Annotated in this window: 14 protein-coding genes; 5 read left to right on the top strand and 9 right to left on the bottom strand. The window is 69.8% G+C overall.

Annotation, left to right across the window (positions count from 1 at the left end; translation table 11 throughout):
• Position 1: 1 nt before the first annotated feature.
• Positions 2-1,387, bottom strand: a complete 1,386-nt coding sequence (locus tag CQ042_RS15845; protein WP_105671417.1) for a glycine--tRNA ligase — start codon at positions 1,385-1,387, stop codon at positions 2-4.
• A gap of 114 nt (positions 1,388-1,501) precedes the next feature.
• Between CQ042_RS15845 and CQ042_RS15840 the strand changes: the two genes are divergently transcribed.
• Positions 1,502-2,971 (top strand): peptide MFS transporter, encoded by a 1,470-nt coding sequence (locus CQ042_RS15840; RefSeq protein WP_105671460.1) that lies wholly within the window; start codon positions 1,502-1,504, stop codon positions 2,969-2,971.
• 57 nt (positions 2,972-3,028) lie between these two features.
• Here CQ042_RS15840 and CQ042_RS15835 read toward each other — a convergent pair whose 3' ends face one another.
• Genes CQ042_RS15835 through CQ042_RS15825 form a run of 3 tightly spaced genes read right to left on the bottom strand, consistent with a single transcriptional unit; the run spans position 3,029 to position 5,747 of the window.
• Entirely contained in the window at positions 3,029-3,718 is a 690-nt protein-coding gene (locus CQ042_RS15835; RefSeq protein ID WP_105671416.1) for a GNAT family N-acetyltransferase, read from the bottom strand.
• 50 nt (positions 3,719-3,768) lie between these two features.
• Positions 3,769-4,389, bottom strand: a complete 621-nt coding sequence (locus CQ042_RS15830) for a hypothetical protein (RefSeq protein WP_105671415.1) — start codon at positions 4,387-4,389, stop codon at positions 3,769-3,771.
• A gap of 32 nt (positions 4,390-4,421) precedes the next feature.
• The gene (locus CQ042_RS15825) at positions 4,422-5,747 is read right to left on the bottom strand and encodes an alpha-hydroxy-acid oxidizing protein (RefSeq protein WP_105671414.1); all 1,326 of its coding nucleotides are present in this window, start codon (positions 5,745-5,747) and stop codon (positions 4,422-4,424) included.
• Positions 5,748-5,809: 62 nt separating this feature from the next.
• Between CQ042_RS15825 and CQ042_RS15820 the strand changes: the two genes are divergently transcribed.
• Complete coding sequence (locus CQ042_RS15820) at positions 5,810-7,252, top strand: MFS transporter (RefSeq protein ID WP_105671413.1); 1,443 nt, start codon at positions 5,810-5,812, stop codon at positions 7,250-7,252.
• A gap of 38 nt (positions 7,253-7,290) precedes the next feature.
• Here CQ042_RS15820 and CQ042_RS15815 read toward each other — a convergent pair whose 3' ends face one another.
• The 5 genes from CQ042_RS15815 to CQ042_RS15795 all read right to left on the bottom strand — a co-directional run bounded on the left by CQ042_RS15815 (position 7,291) and on the right by CQ042_RS15795 (position 12,037).
• Entirely contained in the window at positions 7,291-7,884 is a 594-nt protein-coding gene (locus CQ042_RS15815) for a dihydrofolate reductase family protein (RefSeq protein ID WP_105671412.1), read from the bottom strand.
• 57 nt (positions 7,885-7,941) lie between these two features.
• Positions 7,942-8,343, bottom strand: coding sequence for a hypothetical protein (locus tag CQ042_RS15810; protein ID WP_105671411.1), 402 nt, complete (start codon positions 8,341-8,343; stop codon positions 7,942-7,944).
• Between the two features lie 29 nt (positions 8,344-8,372).
• A complete protein-coding gene (locus CQ042_RS15805; RefSeq protein WP_105671410.1) occupies positions 8,373-9,338 on the bottom strand; it encodes a serine hydrolase in 966 nt (321 codons plus the stop codon).
• Between the two features lie 111 nt (positions 9,339-9,449).
• Complete coding sequence (locus tag CQ042_RS15800) at positions 9,450-11,414, bottom strand: M13 family metallopeptidase (protein WP_105671409.1); 1,965 nt, start codon at positions 11,412-11,414, stop codon at positions 9,450-9,452.
• A 71-nt stretch (positions 11,415-11,485) separates the two neighbouring features.
• Entirely contained in the window at positions 11,486-12,037 is a 552-nt protein-coding gene (locus tag CQ042_RS15795) for a DUF1992 domain-containing protein (RefSeq protein ID WP_258132277.1), read from the bottom strand.
• Between the two features lie 133 nt (positions 12,038-12,170).
• Here CQ042_RS15795 and CQ042_RS15790 point away from each other — a divergent pair, with 133 nt between their 5' ends.
• The 3 genes from CQ042_RS15790 to CQ042_RS15780 all read left to right on the top strand — a co-directional run bounded on the left by CQ042_RS15790 (position 12,171) and on the right by CQ042_RS15780 (position 14,814).
• Positions 12,171-13,493 carry an MATE family efflux transporter gene (locus CQ042_RS15790; RefSeq protein WP_181157597.1) on the top strand — a complete coding sequence of 441 codons (1,323 nt, stop codon included), beginning with the start codon at positions 12,171-12,173 and terminating at the stop codon, positions 13,491-13,493.
• A complete protein-coding gene (locus CQ042_RS15785) occupies positions 13,490-14,413 on the top strand; it encodes a hypothetical protein (protein ID WP_105671407.1) in 924 nt (307 codons plus the stop codon). Before CQ042_RS15790 ends, CQ042_RS15785 begins: the two co-directional genes overlap by 4 nt.
• Before the next feature lie 155 nt (positions 14,414-14,568).
• On the top strand, positions 14,569-14,814 hold the full coding sequence (locus tag CQ042_RS15780) for a hypothetical protein (protein ID WP_105671406.1): 246 nt from the start codon (positions 14,569-14,571) through the stop codon (positions 14,812-14,814).
• Positions 14,815-14,855: the final 41 nt, after the last annotated feature.

Here is a 14,855-nt window from a genome sequence, read left to right as displayed (position 1 = left end):
CTCAGGCGCCGCGCAGGCGCTCCGCGAGGTACGTGTGCAGCTCGTCGATCGAGACGCGCTCCTGCGCCATGGTGTCGCGGTCGCGCACCGTGACGGCACGGTCGTCGAGCGAGTCGAAGTCGACCGTGACGCAGAACGGGGTGCCGATCTCGTCCTGACGACGGTAGCGGCGGCCGATCGCGCCGGCGTCGTCGAAGTCGACGGCCCAGGAGCTGCGGAGCGTGTCGGCGACCTCGCGGGCGAGCGGCGACAGCTTCTCGTTGCGCGACAGCGGCAGCACCGCGGCCTTGACCGGAGCGAGGCGCGGGTCGAGCTTGAGCACGGTGCGCACGTCGGTGCCGCCCTTGGCGTTGGGCACCTGCTCCTCGCGGTACGCGTCGACGAGGAACGCCATCATGGCGCGCGTGAGGCCGAACGACGGCTCGATCACGTACGGGGTGTAGCGCTCACCCGTGGCCTGGTCGAAGTAGGTCAGGCTCTGGCCGGACGCTTCGCTGTGGCTGGAGAGGTCGTAGTCGGTGCGGTTGGCGACGCCCATGAGCTCGCCCCACTCCTTGCCCGCGAAGCCGAACTTGTACTCGACGTCGATCGTGCCTGCCGAGTAGTGCGCGCGGTCATCTTCCGGCACGTCGAACTGACGCATGTTCTCCGGGTCGATACCGAGATCGATGAACCAGTTCCAGCAGGCCTCGACCCAGTGCTCGAACCACTCCTGCGCCTCCGCCGGCGGCGTGAAGAACTCGATCTCCATCTGCTCGAACTCGCGGGTGCGGAAGATGAAGTTCCCGGGGGTGATCTCGTTGCGGAACGCCTTGCCGACCTGGCCGATGCCGAACGGCGGCTTCTTGCGGCTGGCGGTGAGCACGTTCGAGAAGTTCACGAAGATGCCCTGCGCGGTCTCGGGGCGCAGGAAGTACAGGCCCGACTCGTCGTCGACGACGCCGAGGTACGTCTTCACCAGGCCGGAGAAGGCCTTGGGCTCGGTGTACTGCCCCTTGGTGCCGCAGTTCGGGCAGGGCACGTCGGCGAGGCCGTTCTCGGCCTTGCGCCCCTTGCGCGCCTCGAAGTCCTCGATGAGGTTGTCGGCACGGAAGCGCTTGTGGCACTGCAGACACTCGACCAGCGGGTCGGTGAACGTCGCGACGTGACCCGACGCCTCCCACACGCGCTTGGGGAGGATGATGCTGGAGTCGAGGCCGACCATGTCGCCACGGCCGCGCACGAACGTCTGCCACCACTGACGACGGATGTTCTCCTTGAGCTCCGTGCCGAGGGGGCCGTAGTCCCAGGCCGACCGAGAACCGCCGTAGATCTCACCCGCTTGGAACACGAACCCGCGGTGGCGGGCGAGGGCGATGACCTTGTCGAGGCGGGACTGTTCGGCCATGGCGGCTCCAATGGTCGGATGCGGGAGGAAACCCGTGAACACGGGCATCTCATTCTATCCGTGGTTCCCGCGCGCTCCCTGGCCTCGGAGGCCGCGCCGGAGTACCGTCCTGGGATGAGCACTCCCGCACGAACCCGGCAGACCCGCGACGAGGACACCCGCTTCTTCGGACAGCCCTGGGCACTGGTGCACATCTTCGGCGTGGAGATGTGGGAGCGGTTCAGCTTCTACGGCATGCAGGGCATCCTGCTCATCTATCTGTACTTCGAGGTGACCGAAGGCGGCCTCGGCATCCCCAAGGCGATCGCGGGCGGAATCGTGGGCGCGTACGGAGGGTCGGTCTACCTGTCGACGATCCTCGGAGCCTGGCTGGCCGACCGCCTGTTCGGGGCGGAGCGCGTGCTGTTCGTCAGCGCGATGGTGATCGTGGCGGGGCACCTCGCCCTCGCCCTGCTCCCCGGCGCGGTCGGCGTCGGCGTCGGCCTCGTGCTCGTGGCACTCGGATCCGGCGGACTCAAGGCGAACGCCACCTCGGTCGTGGGCAGCCTCTACAGCGCCGACGACCCGCGACGGGATGCCGGCTTCTCGCTCTTCTACCTCGGCATCAACCTCGGCGCGTTCCTCGGACCGATCCTCACCGGGATCCTGCAGTCGAGTCTCGGCTTCCACTACGGCTTCGGGCTCGCGGCCATCGGGATGACGCTGGGACTCATCCAGTACGCGTTCGGCCGCAAGTCGCTGCCCGCCTCGGCGCGCGAGGTGCCGAACCCGCTCCCGAAGTCCCGCTACCTGCTGGTCGGGCTCATCGCCGGCGGCGCGATCGTGCTCATCGCCGTCCTCGTGCTCACCGGCGTGATCCGCCCGGACAACCTGGCCGCCCTGGTGATCGGCGTCACGATCGTCGCCGCGGTCGCCTACTTCTCGGTGATCCTCGGCAGCCGCCGCATCGACGCCACCGAACGCTCCCGGGTGTGGGCGTTCCTGCCGCTCTTCATCACCAGCGTCGCGTTCTGGTCGCTGTATCAGCAGCAGTTCACGGTGCTGACGATCTACTCCGACCAGCGCCTGGATCGGAATCTCTTCGGCTGGACGATGCCGGTGTCCTGGGTGCAGTCGATCAACCCGGTGTTCATCATCATCCTGTCCGGCGTCTTCGCGGCGATCTGGACCCGCCTGGGCACACGCCAGCCGTCAACACCGGTCAAGTTCGCGCTGGCGGCGATCATCATGGGATCGGCGTTCCTGCTCTTCCTCCCGTTCGCCGGTGGAGGGGAGAACTCCACGCCGCTGCTCGCGATCGTCGGGATCCTCTTCGTGTTCACGGTGGCGGAGCTGCTCATCTCGCCGGTCGGTCTCTCGGCCGCGACCAAGCTCGCACCGACCGTGTTCCGCACGCAGATGGTCGCGCTGTTCTTCTTGTCGATCGCCCTGGGCACGGCGATCTCAGGCTGGCTCGTCCAGTTCTACAACCCCGACGACGAGGTGCCCTTCTTCGCCATCCTCGGCGGGATCGCCATCGTCGTCGGCATCGGACTGCTGCTGAGCGTGAAGCCCGTGCTGAAGCTCATGCGCGGAGTGCGCTGAACACCCGGTGCCGATCCTCACGCGGTGAGACCGCTCCTCACGCGGTGAGACCGCTCCTCACGCGGTGAAGAGGTACCCGCGCGCGTTGTCGTAGCCGGCGATCTTCAGGCCGCTGCTGAGCAGACCCTCCATCTGCGCGCGCAGACGGAGGCGCCACTCGTGGGCGGCTTCCGGATCGGAGACGCGCAGCGCCTCGATGTCGGCCGGGATCTCCAGCGTCTCCACGACCGCGTCGTCGGCCGGGGGCTTGGCGATGTCGGCCAGTGCCCACTCGACGTCGAGGCGATCGCTCTCATCGCCCGCGTCGCCCCCGCCGAAGATGCCGTAGCGGTTGACCGAGTACCCCGTGGCGCGTGCCCCGAGCACCGTGAAGAAGAAGTGCGCGTTGCGCGCCACGAGCGGATCGAACACCCACGTGATGCGGCCCACGTCGCGAGAGAACGCCCACTGGCGCTGGTGCTCCTTGAGCTCGCGCCCCCAGCCGCGCCCGCGGTACTCGGGCAGCAGGGCCGTGATGTGCGAGTGCATCGCACGGCGGGCGGGCTCGCCGAAGAAGGCGATCGATGCGCCGACCATGCGTTCCTCGTCGCCCTCACCGTCGAAGAAGCCGACGACGTAGTTGCCCGACTGCTGCAGGGCGCGCAGGGTGCCGGCATCCACCACGCGCTGCGGACCCCGGATGGAGTCGAGCAGGCCCTGCGCGTCGAGGATGAGTTCAACGGTGTCGAGATCACGGATGGTTCGCACGCACCCAGTCTGCCCCTCCTCGGCCCGTTCGAGGAATCGGAACGGGGATGTCAGCGCGTCGGGAACGCCTCTCCGCCACCCGCGGCGAGGGCGTCGGCGACGATGCGGATGTGTTCCTCGGCCATCTCCTGCGGGATCGGAGGGAGGATCCCGTCCCAGAATGCGAGCACCGCGCCTCGCCCCTGCATCATGCCGGCGGGGCGGCCCATCGCCCACAGGTGCAGGTGCGCGGAGCCGTCGTTCCAGCGGCCGAAGTGGCAGCGTGCGACACCGGGGACGCTTTTCACCGCTTGTGAGACGCGCTGCATCAGCGGCCCCAGCGCCGCAAGCACCTCGTGCGGCGCGTTCTCGAGCAGCCAGTGCTCCCGAGGCGCGATGGCCCCGATGAAGGGCAGCCCGCCGATCTCCCAGCCGGCGCGCACCTGCCAGTGCTCGTCGTGCCAGATCGTGAACTCGCTCGGGGCGCAGGGCCCGCACTCGTCGGGGTTCCGCTCACCGCCGCGCGGCTTCTCCGGCACCAGCATCGGCTCCAACGGCCGCATGGTGACCGTCTCGAACGCCCAGGGCAGTCCGTCGGCGATGGCGGAGGCATCGAGCACTTCGCCGATCGGGAGCCTGCGGTGGTATGCGGAGTCGGCAGGGTGCTGTTCGATCGTGGCGTCGTCGCTCATGCCCCCATGCAATCATGCGGACCTCTCGGGGGTCAGAGCTCCCGCAGCGCGTCGCGATCGAGCTGCGACACCGACGTGAGCCCGGCGAGCCCGAGCGTGATGTCGAGTTCGGCGAGCACGTTGCGCACGACCTCCCGCACGCCGGTCTCACCCGCGATGCCGAGGCCGTACGCGTACGGGCGGCCGAGGGCGACGACCGTGGCTCCCAACGCGAGAGCGATCGCCGCATCCGCCCCGCCGCGCACTCCGGAATCGAAGACGACCGGAACCCGACCGGCGACGCGCCCGGCGATCTCGGGCAGCACATCGAGCGTCGGCACCGACTGATCGATCTGGCGCCCGCCGTGGTTCGAGATCCAGATGCCGTCCATTCCGGCATCCAGGGCGGCCTGCGCGTCATCGGGGTGCACGATCCCCTTGAGGATGATCGGCAGGCCCGTCCACTCCCGGGCCTTCGCCAGGTCGTCCCAGGTGAGCGCCGGCGTGGAGAACACGTCGAGGAAGGTCTCGACGGCGGCGCGCGGCAGCGGCGAGCGGAGGTTGTCGCGCAGGGATCCTCCGCCCGTGAGCGCCGCGCCCTTGCGGGCGATCGTGACGGCGGCCGCGACCGCCTTGGGGGTGACCTTGACACCCGGGGCCTCGTCCTTCGGGGCAGCCGCACGCTCCCGCACCAGCTGCTGGAACACCGGGTCGCTCGTGTACTGCGCGATCCCCATCCCCCGCGTGAAGGGCAGGTACGCGAGATCGAGGTCGCGGGTGCGCCACCCGAGCAGGTGCGTGTCGAGCGTGACGACGATCGCCTCGCATCCGGACGCCTCGGCACGGGCGAGCAGGGAGCGGTTGAGGTCGTCCGACGCCGACCAATAGAGCTGGAACAGCCGGGAGCCCTGCGGCGCGGCATCCGCCACCTGCTCCATCGGAAACGATGCCTGGTTAGACAGCGTGTAGGGGACGCCGAGGGAGGCCGCGGCACGGGCGACCGCGAGGTCGGCCTCCGCATGCGCCAACTCCATCACCCCGAGCGGAGCGAGCAGCAGGGGGGTCGGCCGCCGCTTCCCGAGGAACTCCACGCCGAGGTCGCGGGTCGAGACGTCGCGCAGCGGCCGCGGCCACACCTGCCAATGGTCGAACGCCCGGCGGTTGGCCGTCATGGTGCGTTCGGCGCCGGCACCACCGGCGATGTACGCGAAGGCCTCTGCGCTCAGCGCCTTGCGGGCCGCCGCTTCCAGTCCTGCGGGATCGACCGGCACGGCGGGCTTCGTGCCGCTGATACCCGCGCGGTAGATGTCGGACTGGGTGCGCCGGGAGATGCCGCGGCGGGCGGCGGGATCGTCCGGAGCGACGCTGCTCGTGACCATGACCACATGCTAGCCATGCCCGATCCGCGCCGACCAGGGGCGATCGCCGATAGCCTGAGCCGGTGGGTGCGAGTGATGACAGAGCCAGGAAGCGCCTCTCCCGCACCCCACCCAAGTGGGCGATCGTCGCCGTGCTCGCCTTCGCGGGCCTGTGCTCGTCGTTCATGTTCACGCTCGTCGTCCCACTGCAGGCCGAGCTGCCGCAGCTGCTGAACGCCTCCCGCGAGGACACCACCTGGGTCGTCACGATCACGCTGCTCGTCGCCGCGGTCGCCACCCCCATCTCCGGCCGACTGGGCGACATGTACGGCAAGCGCCGGGTCGTGATCGCGCTGCTGGCGATCCTGATCCTCGGCTCCGTGATCGCCGCGGTCTCCGGCTCGATCATTGGCGTGATCGTCGGCCGCGCGCTGCAGGGCGCCGTGACGGGGGTCGTCCCGCTCGGCATCGCGATCATGCGCGACGTGCTGCCGCCCGAACGGCTCGGCACCGCTGTGGCCCTCATGAGCGCCACGATGGGCGTCGGCGGTGCGATCGGGATGCCGGTCGCCGCCCTCCTCGCCCAGAACGCCGACTGGCACATGCTGTTCTGGCTCGCGGCCGCACTCGGCGTCGTCGGCCTCGCGCTCGTGCTGACCGTGATCCCCGAGGACGTGCTCCGCTCCCCCGGTCGACTCGACGTGCTCGGCGCCGTCGGCCTCGCGATCGGACTCACCGGCATCCTGCTCTTCGTCTCCCGCGGTGCGCAGTGGGGATGGACCTCGCCGCTCACCCTCGTCTGCATCATCGGCGGACTCGCCGTGCTGCTGGTGTGGGGCTGGTACCAGCTGCGCACGAAGGATCCCCTGCTCGACCTGCGCGTGGCCGCGCGCCCCGCCGTGCTGTTCACGAACATCGCCGCGATCGGCATGGGCTTCGCGCTGTTCGCCTCGAACGTGACGTTCCCGCAGCTGCTCGAGATGCCGACGGTCGGCGGCGCCGGGTTCGGGCTCGACATGCTCGCAGCCTCCCTCGTGATCATGCCCGCCGGTCTCGTGATGATGGTGATCTCGCCGCTGTCCGGGTGGCTCGAGCGCACGGTCGGACCACGCCCGCTGTTCACGTTCGGCGCCGTCGCGATCGTGCTCGCCTACGTCTTCGTGCTGCTGTGGTCTTCCGAGGTCTGGCACATCTTCGTGGCCAACATCTTCATCGGCGTCGGCATCGGGTTCACGTTCGCCGCCATGCCGATGATCATCATGCGCTCGGTCCCGGCGAACGAGACCGGCGCCTCCAACGGTCTCAACGCGCTGTTCCGCTCGGTCGGCACCTCGAGCGCCTCCGCGGTGATGGGCGGCGTGCTCGCCGCGATGAGCATCGACGTCGGCGGGGTCGCCGTTCCCACGCGCGCCGCCTTCGAGGTGTGCTTCTGGCTCGCGATCGCGGCCGGCGTGATCGCCGTGGTGCTCTCGCTCTTCATCCCGAAGCAGCGCTCCACCGAGCAGCATCCCTCGCTCCCGGGCTGAGGACGGACTTCACCCGACTGGTCGGAGCCGGCGACAGGTCAGAGCCGGCGGTAGGTGATGTGGGTCACCAGGGAGGTCGCGCGCACCGAGACCCGCTCGAGCCGCTGCGGCGGCACGCCCTCGAAGACGCGCTCCCCGGCGCCGATGATGCACGGGGTGATGTGCAGGCGCAGCTCGTCGAGGAGCCCGGCGGCGAGGTACTGGTTCACGGTGCGCGCACCGCCCGCGATCGAGATGTCCTGATCGTCGGCGACCGCCCGCGCCCTCTCGAGCGCCACCTCGATCCCCTCCGTCACGAAATGGAAGGTCGTCCCGCCCTCCATCTCGATCGGCGCATGCGGGTGATGCGTGAGCACGAAGACCGGGTTGTGGTACGGCGGGTTCGGGCCCCACCAGCCGCGCCATTCCCGATCCCATTCGCCGCGCACGGGGCCGAACATGTTGCGACCCATGATGGTCGCGCCCGAGGTGACGATCGCGTCGACCTCCGCCTTGTTCTCCTCGTACGCGTCGAACATCCAGTTGTGCAGCCAGCCGTCGTCGACATCGCCGAACGGCCTCTCCTCGGTCTGGTTCAGGCCGGTCGCGTAGCCGTCGGCCGAGACGGCGATGTCGCTGAAGACGATTCCCATACGGTGCTCCTCATCCGATGCGGTCGCCCTCCGGTCTACGGGAGTCGAAGCCCGCCGTCAACGAGAGATCGTGCGCGGGTCCGGATCACCCTCGCGTGGCGGGCGCAGCCGATCGGGGATGGGCCACGACAGGATGAACTGCGCGGTCGCCGGGCGGGTCATGTCGCCGAAGTCGTCGATCTTCACCACGATCCGACCGGGCACCCCCTCCTCGTCGGGAGTCACCTCGAGGATGCGCACCCGCAGCGGACGCGCCTCTTCGCCCTCCAGCATCCACGGATCGGCGAGCCAGGCGATGCCGTGCTCCTCCAGCGCCGCCTCGGCATCGAGCCACTCGGTCGGAGCGGATGCGGGGCGCCCGAGTACATCGACGGCCACCCAGTCGTCGCCGGCGGGGTGGATCCACCCGAGCAGCTCGCCGTCGTCGCGGCGGTGCGGGGTCCAGTCAGGTCGGGGCATCCCTCGATGTTAGCGAGGTGACGACAGGGTCAGTGCGTGTACTCCATGAGCTCGACACCGAGCACCCGGAAGGCATCGTGCGCGCGCAGACGGTGCGTGATCGAGAGATCGTCGAAGCAGACGATGAGCGAGTAGGCGACACCGGCACGCGGTCCGGCCAGCACGCCGGCCTCGGCACGCACGCCGCGGTCGCGGCCGGTCTTGTTCACGAACAGCAGGCCGTGCGCATCGTGATCGTGTGCGAACGGGTCGAGGCCCGTGGATGCCGCGACCAGGCTCAGATCCTGGTTGAGGCTCAGCCACTCCGACACCTGGGCGCTGACCGCGGCGTCGACGACCTGCGAGTTCACGAGGGCCGAGAAGAGTCCGGCGAGCTCTCGCGCGGAACCCACGGCCACCTGCGGGGCGTCATCGGGACCACGGCGGTCGCGGAAGCGGTCGAGCAGCGCGGTGCGGCGCAGTCCCAGCGCCTCGATGCGTTCGCGGACCCGGTCGTGTCCGACCTTCTGCAGCAGGGCGTTCACCGCGATGGGGTCGCCGGCGGTCGCGGCCAGCACGGCGAGATCCTCCAGAGGCAGCGCCGGCGCATGCAGATGCCGCCACAGCCCCGAGGTCTCCACGGCCTCGACGCTCTCGCGCTCGACGATCTCGAACGGGTCGAGCGCCCCGCTCTGGAACCCTGCGGCGACCTCGATGAGCAAGGGGACCACGCCGAGGCCTGCGACGGGCATCGTCACATGGTCGTCGCCGGCGAGCACGTGCACGTGGTTGTCGAGGTCGACGACGTGCACGGAGACCTGCGCACCGGAATCGACCAGGCCCTCCAGCGAGCGGAGCGTCGCGGTGAACGAGCGGCGTCCGGCGGCGGCGCGTCGAGGGAGCCGCCGACTGGTTCGCTGCGACCGGCGACCCGTGCCCGAGGCCTCCTGGGCACCTCCGAGGGACTCGGGGGCCGAGGAGTTGCGGAACCCTTCACCAGGCTCGAGAGCGCCCACGCTGATCCTTAAGGGGGGTGGATGTGCGGGATACCGAGGGGAGACTCTCCCCGGCGGCAGGGCTATCGTAACCCCACCGCCGGGGGATGCTTCACAGAGTCGGACGATTGGTCACCAGATGGTCACTCGCGATGCCTCCGGCAGCCAGAGCGCATCGGTCTCGCTCACGCCGAACGCCTCGTAGAAGGCGCCGATGTTGCGCACGATCTGGTTGCAGCGGAACTCGTTCGGCGAGTGCGGGTCGATCGTCAGCAGCCGCAGCGTCTCGGCGTCCCGGCTCTTCTGCTGCCACACCTGCGCCCACGACAGCAGCAGCCGCTGCACGCCCGTATAGCCGTCGATCACGGGCGCCTCGGCGCCGTTCAGCGACAGCTCGTAGGCCTTGAGCGCGATGCCCAGTCCCCCGAGGTCGCCGATGTTCTCACCGATCGTGAGAGCGCCGTTCACATGGTGCTCGGCGTCGAGACCCTCGGGCACCAGCGCGTCATACTGCGCGATGAGCGCCTTCGTGCGCTCCTCGAACGCCGAGCGGTCGGCGTCCGTCCACCAGTCCTGCAGCCGGCCGTCGCCGTCGTAGCGGCTGCCCTGGTCGTCGAAGCCGTGACCGATCTCGTGGCCGATGACCGCGCCGATGCCGCCGTAGTTGGCGGCGGCATCCCGACCGGCGTCGAAGAAGGGGTACTGCAGGATCGCCGCGGGGAACACGATCTCGTTCATCGACGGGTTGTAGTAGGCGTTGACCATCTGCGGGGGCATGTGCCACTCGGTGCGGTCGATGGGCTTGCCCACCTTGTCGACGTTGCGGTCATGCTCGAAGATCGACGCACGGCGCACGTTGCCGAACAGGTCGGCCCGATCGATCTCGAGGCTCGAGTAGTCGCGCCACACCTCGGGGTGCCCGATCTTCGGCGTGAAGGAATCGAGCTTCGCGAGAGCGCGCTCGCGCGTCTCGGCCGTCATCCACTCGAGCTCGGTGATGCTCTGCCGGTAGGCCTCGATGAGGTTCGCGACCAGCTCGTCCATCGCGGCCTTCGCCGTCGGCGGGTAGTGCCGCTCGACGTAGACCTTGCCGATCGCCTCGCCCAGCGCGCCCTCGGTGAGCGAGACACCCCGCTTCCAGCGCTCACGGATCGTCGGGACGCCGGTGAGCTCGGTGCCGTAGAACGAGAAGTTCTCCTGCACGAGGTCGTCGGTCAGGTACGGGGCCGCCGCGTGCACGGCCTTGGCCCGCAGCCACGCCTTCCAGTCGTCCAGACGCTCGGGAGTCAGCAGTGAGCCGAGGCCCTCGAAGAAGCTGGGCTGCGAGACGACGACCTCGTCGAAGGCCGCGGGGTTCGACGGCGAGACCGCCTCGCGCCACGGAGTCAGGTCGACGCCCGCGAGCGCCTGCAGCTCGTCCCACTTCTTGAGGTTGTAGGTGGCCACCGCGTCGCGGCTGCGCACGTTGTCCCAATGGTGTCCCGCGAGCTCGGTCTCGAGCGTGATCGCCCGGTCGGCGTTCGCCGCGGCGCCCGCGATGCCGGCCAGTCCGAGCAGACGCTCGAGGTGCGCGCGGTACGCCGCCCGGGTGTCGGCGAACGTGTCGAGGCGGAAGTAGCTCTCGTCCGGCAGGGACAGGCCGGCCTGCACGAGCACCGGCAGGTAGCGCTCGGGGTCGCCGGGGTCTCCGTCGACGTAGAGCCCGATGACGGCGGCACGGCCGTCGCGGTCGTAGGTGCCGACGGTGCGCAGGAATGCCGGGATGCCGTCGATCGCGTCGATCTCGGCGAGGGTCTCGGCCAGCGGTGTGACCCCGGCGGCATCGATGCGCTCGGTGTCCATGAAACTCGCGAACAGATCGCCGATCTTGCGGGCGAGCGTGCCCTCCGCGGCATCCTGCGATTCCTCGATGATCGTGCGCACATCCTTCTCGGCCTGCTCGGCGAGAAGGTGGAACGAGCCCCACCGCGCCTTGTCGCCGGGGATCTCGGTGCGGGCGAGCCAGGCGCCGTTCACGTGGCGATAGAGGTCGTCCTGCGGGCGGATGTCGGAGCTGAACTCATCAAGGGCGAGGCCCACGGGAAGAACGTCAGTCATGCGCTCCAGCCTATGACCCGCCTCCCCCACTCGGGGAGGATCGCGGCGGATCGCACGGCTCCGGGTACCGGTCAGCCCCGGCGACGTATCCCGAAGCGCCGTCGCCGCTGCTGCTCGACCGGCGGGGCGATCGGCCGCGCGGCTCGGCGCTCCGCCCACGCGGCGACCTCGACGTCGACGTCGCGCGGCTCGGTCACCACGGGAGGGCCGCCCTGGAGCTGACGTCGCGCCTCCCGCACACGGCGGTTGAAGTCGTCAAGCACATCCCGCACATCCGACTCCCGGCCGAGCAGGTCGAGCTGATCGTTCAGCTCCTGGTCCTCGGTGCGCAGCAAGATGGCGGGTGGTCCGAGACCGGTCAGGTTCTCGGTCTCGATCTTGCGGCGGATCCACCAGTCCGGGTCGTGGTGGGTGCCGAGGCCCTCGAGGGGCTTGCCGGCACCGGGCAGATCGTCGAACTCGCCGCGGCGGATCGCCACCTGGATGGCCGTCTCGATGAAGGCGGCGCGATCGACGGCCGCGGCGATCCCGGGCGGTGTCCCCGACTCCTCGTCGCCGTCCGCGTTCTGATCCTGCTGCTGCGCGGCCAGGTATCGTGCCGCCGCTTCCCTGGGATCGGTCATGATGCACCTCCGTGGCATCGAGTTCCCCTCCACACTACGACGGGCCCCCGATCCCCACGTCCGGCACCCGTCGCAGGCTCCGGCACCCGGCAGACGGAGCGGCGAGGTCGGCACGAGGTCATAGGCTCGGAGGATGATCGCGCGCGCCTCCCTCAACCGAGAGATCCTGCGCCTCGCCGTCCCCGCACTCGGCGCGCTCATCGCAGAACCCGCGTTCCTGATCGTGGATGCGGCGCTGGTCGGGCACCTCGGCACGACGCCGCTCGCCGGGCTCGGCATCGCCGGCGCCGTGCTGCAGACCATCGTCGGGCTCATGGTCTTCCTCGCCTACTCGACCACTCCGGCGGTCGCCCGTCGTTTCGGTGCGGGGCAGCCGGGCGAGGCCGTGTCCGTCGGCGTCAACGGGATGTGGCTGGCGCTGGGGCTCGGCGCCGTGCTCGCCGTGGTCGGCGCCGTCTCGTCGCCGTGGCTCGTGTCGTTGTTCGGTGCGAGCGACGCCGTGGCCGCGCAGGCGAACGAGTATCTGGTCATCTCGATGTGGGGACTGCCGGCGATGCTCATCGTCTTCGCGGCGACCGGACTGCTGCGCGGCATGCAGGACACCATGACGCCGCTGTGGATCGCGGGGCTCGGCTTCGGCGTCAACGCCCTGCTCAACTGGCTGTTCATCTACGGATTCGGCTGGGGCATCGCGGGTTCCGCCGCCGGCACCGTGACCGCCCAGTGGGGCATGGTCGCCGCCTACGTGCTGGTGGTCCGCCGCCTGGCCACCCGCCACAGCGCATCGCTGCGTGCCCAGCGGGCCGGGATCCGCAGCACCGCGACCTCGGGTGGATGGCTCTTCCTGCGCACCGTGAGCCTGCGTGTGGCCCTGCTCGCGACCGTCGGGGTCGCCACCGGCATCGGCACCGAGGAGCTTGCGGGATGGCAGATCGTGTTCACGATCTTCTCGGCCGCGGCCTTCGCGCTCGACGCACTCGCGATCGCGGCGCAGGCGCTCATCGGCAAGGAGCTGGGAGCCGGCGACGAACAGCAGGTGCACCGCGTGCTGGCCCGCACCGTCGCCTGGGGCGCCTGGTTCGGCGTGATCGTCGGGGGTTTGATCGCCGCCCTGTCGGGCGTGCTCGGCATCGTGTTCACGGGCTCCGCGGAGATCGCAGCCCTCGTGCAGCCGGCGCTGCTCGTCCTCGCGATCGCCCAGCCGATCGCCGGCGTCGTGTTCGTCCTCGACGGGGTGCTCATGGGCGCGAACGACGCGCGGTACCTCGCGATCGCCGGCGGTCTGAACCTGGTGCCGTTCCTGCCCGCGCTGTGGATCATCGCCGCCACGGGCGTCGACGGCACGGCCGGCCTCATCTGGCTCGCCGTCGCGTTCTTCGGCATCTACCTGCTCGCGCGGCTCGGCACTCTCGGCTGGCGCGTGCGATCGGGACGCTGGGTGGGAGCTGCCGCATGACGACGACGACCTGGCGGGAAGATCAGGAGTGGCCGGGGGATGCCGCCACCGTCACCCGATGGATGCGAGCCTCGCTCCGCCCCGACGAGTCGGAGATCGAGGTGCGCGGACTCGACGACGTGCGCGTCTCGTGCGAGCTCGACGGGGACGACCTGGAGCATCTGACGCTCGACGCGAGCGCGGTGGGACTCCGTGTGCGCGCCCCGAAACAGGGCGCATCCGTCCCGTCCTCATCCGTCCCGTCCGCATCCGTCCCGTCCGCATCCGTCCCCTCGCCGACCCCCGCGGTTCTGCGCCGTCGGACGGGAACCGCCCGCAGGATACGACTGACCGCGCAGCCCGTCCGCGTCGAGGGCATTCCGCTCGTGGTCGACGCCCAGGTGCACGACGCCCCGATCGAATGGCTCGTTCATGCGGCGCCCGCCGTCGCCGGCCGGCCGGAGAGTCGATTCGGTATCGAGATCGCCGGAGACGGAGCCGGGATGCGCGGCTCGTTCCTGGCGTCGCTGGCGGCGTCGGATCTGACCCCGCTGCTGACCGCCGTCCTCCGCCCCGCGCTGAGGGCCGGTGGCGTGCGTCTGCGACGACTCACGGTGACCGTCGCGCCGGACGGAGCCGACGGCATCCGCGTCGATGGTGCGGCGAGCGTCCGCTGGCGGGTCGTCCCCGCCTCCGCGCGCGCGATGGCCCGCATCGGCGTGCACCCCGACGGCATCGTCACCGTGCGCGACGTGCAGGTGAGCAGCGGCAACCCGCTGATCGCCCTCGCGCTGCGGACGGCACGCAAGACGATCCGCGCCGAGATCGGACGCACCCACGACCTGAACGAGAGCCTCGGCATCGGCGACTCCGGTCCGCGCCTGCACGACGTGCGCATCACGGTCGACGACGAGATCACGATCGCCGCTCGATTGAGCTGAGAGGCGCGGTCGACGACGCATCGCCGGGCCGCATCTGAAACTGCACCGACTCGGCAGGAAGCGACTTCCTCACAACAGCCGGATTCCGCGGAATACTAGGCCGCCGAACCTGGCGCCATCGGCGATGATCGGGGGACACTGAAGGGATGCTGGGGATGACGGAACCACAGGTCTGGACACTGATCGGCGTGTTCGCCGCCGGGATGTTCGGCACGATGACGCTCATGTCGACGATGCTCCTGCGATCGATGCAGAACGGCTTCGAAGGTATGCGGGCGGAGTTCGGCAGCGGAATCGAAAGCGCACGAACCGATATCCGCGCCCTCCACGGGCGCATCGACCATCTGGATCGCGACGTCAACGCGATCTCGCGTCACCTGTTCGGCATCGACCGCGGCTGACCCTTGCGGAAGCGCTCGGCTGCGGGGGCGGAGGTGCGGGA

The organism is Microbacterium sp. MYb62, from assembly GCF_002979475.1.
Taxonomy (GTDB): Bacteria; Actinomycetota; Actinomycetes; order Actinomycetales; family Microbacteriaceae; genus Microbacterium.
The sequence above is the reverse complement of the archived record's forward strand: the minus strand, read 5'-3'. Positions and strand labels throughout refer to the sequence as shown.

Coding starts and splice junctions, on each gene's coding strand:
- CQ042_RS15795 (WP_258132277.1), bottom strand. CDS start 12,037: ATGACCGATCCCAGGGAAGCGGCGGCACGATACCTGGCCGCGCAGCAG.
- CQ042_RS15840 (WP_105671460.1), top strand. CDS start 1,502: ATGAGCACTCCCGCACGAACCCGGCAGACCCGCGACGAGGACACCCGC.
- CQ042_RS15845 (WP_105671417.1), bottom strand. CDS start 1,387: ATGGCCGAACAGTCCCGCCTCGACAAGGTCATCGCCCTCGCCCGCCAC.
- CQ042_RS15800 (WP_105671409.1), bottom strand. CDS start 11,414: ATGACTGACGTTCTTCCCGTGGGCCTCGCCCTTGATGAGTTCAGCTCC.
- CQ042_RS15780 (WP_105671406.1), top strand. CDS start 14,569: ATGACGGAACCACAGGTCTGGACACTGATCGGCGTGTTCGCCGCCGGG.
- CQ042_RS15825 (WP_105671414.1), bottom strand. CDS start 5,747: ATGGTCACGAGCAGCGTCGCTCCGGACGATCCCGCCGCCCGCCGCGGC.
- CQ042_RS15785 (WP_105671407.1), top strand. CDS start 13,490: ATGACGACGACGACCTGGCGGGAAGATCAGGAGTGGCCGGGGGATGCC.
- CQ042_RS15815 (WP_105671412.1), bottom strand. CDS start 7,884: ATGGGAATCGTCTTCAGCGACATCGCCGTCTCGGCCGACGGCTACGCG.
- CQ042_RS15810 (WP_105671411.1), bottom strand. CDS start 8,343: ATGCCCCGACCTGACTGGACCCCGCACCGCCGCGACGACGGCGAGCTG.
- CQ042_RS15830 (WP_105671415.1), bottom strand. CDS start 4,389: ATGAGCGACGACGCCACGATCGAACAGCACCCTGCCGACTCCGCATAC.
- CQ042_RS15790 (WP_181157597.1), top strand. CDS start 12,171: ATGATCGCGCGCGCCTCCCTCAACCGAGAGATCCTGCGCCTCGCCGTC.